The sequence below is a fragment of the Streptomyces sp. NPDC054847 genome, assembly GCF_053610925.1.
The window spans coordinates 1-2,071 of sequence record NZ_JBSGZJ010000714.1 but is presented as its reverse complement, the minus strand read 5'-3'; the positions used below and the strand labels follow the sequence as shown (position 1 = coordinate 2,071).

The 2,071-nt window shown below is 64.6% G+C and carries 2 protein-coding genes; one reads left to right on the top strand and one right to left on the bottom strand.

Annotated elements, in window-relative coordinates; all coding sequences use genetic code 11:
* Positions 1 to 195: 195 nt before the first annotated feature.
* Positions 196 to 390, bottom strand: coding sequence for a hypothetical protein (locus ACWGH4_RS34570; RefSeq protein WP_005317603.1), 195 nt, complete (start codon positions 388 to 390; stop codon positions 196 to 198).
* A gap of 422 nt (positions 391 to 812) precedes the next feature.
* Here ACWGH4_RS34570 and ACWGH4_RS34565 point away from each other — a divergent pair, with 422 nt between their 5' ends.
* Positions 813 to 1,979: an acyltransferase family protein gene (locus ACWGH4_RS34565; protein ID WP_453467802.1), complete on the top strand. Its 1,167-nt coding sequence runs from the start codon at positions 813 to 815 to the stop codon at positions 1,977 to 1,979.
* Positions 1,980 to 2,071: the final 92 nt, after the last annotated feature.

Here is a 2,071-nt window from a genome sequence, read left to right as displayed (position 1 = left end):
AGGGGAAGCGAGTGTCAGATGTTGTGGTGTTAGAGTGCCGTCGCCCTCTCTGGGGACGCATAGGTCGTGGGACGTTGTTGTTTGACCGGGCCGGGCCCGAGGTCGTTCCGTGAGGAGAGCGGCGCGGTCTCCCGGAAGTGATCCCCGAAGAGATCCGGCAGAGCTGATCGCGGGAGCCGGCGGCCGGCGGTGGTCTCAGAAACTGATCTGGTTGATCGTCTCGGCTATCGAGTTCATGAATCTGTTGATCGACGGCGCCATGCCCGTCGAGGCGAGGAAGAAGCCGAAGAGGACCGCAACGATCGCGGGTCCGGCCTTGATGGAGCCGCCGCGGATCAGCACCACGAGGACGATCGCCAACAGAAGCACCACTGACAGTGAAATGGCCACAACTGATCACACCCTCGGTCGGTCCCGCCTTGCCGGCCCGGGAGCGCGCGGCCGGCACTCTCCCGTCTGCACCATCGTGCCACCAACCCACCTGCCCCTGCTGCGTGGTGACGAACCGTCGTGGACAAGATCACGCCACCTCGGTGCGGGCTCCCCTGGTGCGCGGCCGCCGCACTCTTTCGTACGCAGTGAAATACCGAAGGAAATTCAGAGGGATCGTTTCATACTCCCCACATCTTGGTCACAAAAGGAGATTGGGAGGCCTCGGGCGGCCAACAGGCTTTGGATGGAGGGGCCGGATTGCCCCGGTATGCCCTGATCCAGACGGGGGCATACCCACGCAACTTGCCTGCTATATAGAATCGTTACTCTCGAATGCACAACCTTTTCCCACCAAGAAAAGGCCGGGCTATGGTCCTCGAATGTCCTTCGCTGCGCATGGATACGTAAGGACCCCTCTTCCCGAGGCCGAGGAGACAGGGTCACTCACCACGAGACAGGCCGGCACCACTTCGGTCCCCACGACCACTGGCCTGAATCCCCCCACGCAGCCTGCCGCCAGGTCCACCCGTCGAGACCCGTACTTCGACAACGCGAAGTACCTGGCCATCCTGTTGGTGGCCCTGGGCCATGTCTGGCCCACCGTGATCGAGGACAGCCGGGCCACCCGGGGCCTCTACATGTTCCTGTACACCTTCCACATGCCGGTGTTCATCCTGATCTCCGGCTATCTGTCCCGCAGTTACACCGGACGCCCCGATCAGCTGCGAAGGCTGCTCACCGGAGTGGCGCTGCCCTACGTCGTCTTCGAGGTGGCGTACACGGTCTTCGCCAGGTACGGGACCGACTACCCCGGGAAGCCCATCAGCCTTCTCCAGCCCTTCTATCTGATGTGGTTCCTGCTCGCGCTGTTCATATGGCGGCTGACGACTCCGCTGTGGCGGGTCGTGCGGTGGCCGCTGGCGGTGTCACTGGGCATCGCCGCGCTCGCGACGCTCACGCCGGGCATCGGCCCTGCCCTCGAACTCACGCGGGTACTGCAGTTCCTTCCGTTCTTCGTACTGGGCCTGTGCATGACGCCCGAGCACTTCCGGTTCCTGCGGAGGCGCGGACCGAGAGCACTCGCCGTGCTCGTGTTCGCCGGCGCGATCCCCTTCACCTACTGGGTGACCCCCAGCATCCCCATGAACTGGTTCTACCGGTCCAGGAGCGTTCAGGAGCTCGGGCTGTTGTGGTGGCCGGGGCTGATCCGGGCGAGTGTGCTGTTCTGCTGCGCGCTGGTACTGACGGCGGCCTTCCTCGCCCTGGTGCCCGGCCGGAGGCATTGGTTCACGGTGCTGGGCGCCGGCACCATCTGCGGCTACGTGCTGCACGGGTTCCTGATCCGCGGAGCCGGTTATGCGGGAGTCTTCGAGTCCTACCCATGGCTGAGCACTCCGCCCGGCAGGATCGCGGTGACCCTGGCCATGCTCGCGGTCATGACGCTCCTGTGCACACCGCCCGTGCGCCGAGCGATGAAGTCCGTCACGGAGCCCGAGATGAAGTGGGCCTTCCGCCGGGATGCGACGGAGCCGAAGCCCCGCGGCTAAGACGTCGTTTCCTTTGGCATAGGCTCGTGCCGTCGACCGGCCAGGTGGGTGTCGGTGCGATGTGGGAGTCTCCGGGACATGAGTTACGACCT